Consider the following 213-nt stretch of genomic DNA (forward strand, 5'->3'; position numbering starts at 1 on the left):
ATTCTGAGAGACTATCCCGATGACAAAATTAAAATATACCCCTGAAATCAGAGAAAGAGCGGTTCAATTATTGATTGAATCTGAAAAAGATTATCCATCGAATTGGGCTGCAATCACAGCAATTGCGCCTAAGATTGGTTGTACTCCTGAAACACTTCGTGCCTGGCATCAAAAGCATTTAGATCAGCAAAATCCTATTAAAGTACAACAGAT

1 pseudogene is annotated in these 213 nt (G+C 37.6%); it reads left to right on the top strand.

Annotated features, from left to right (window positions below):
* Positions 1 to 19 precede the first annotated feature (19 nt).
* A pseudogene (locus WFH18_RS18420) lies at positions 20 to 213 on the top strand (IS3 family transposase); the annotation flags it as partial.

The organism is Acinetobacter sp. USHLN143 (genome assembly GCF_037145695.1).
Lineage (GTDB): Bacteria > Pseudomonadota > Gammaproteobacteria > Pseudomonadales > Moraxellaceae > Acinetobacter > Acinetobacter fasciculus.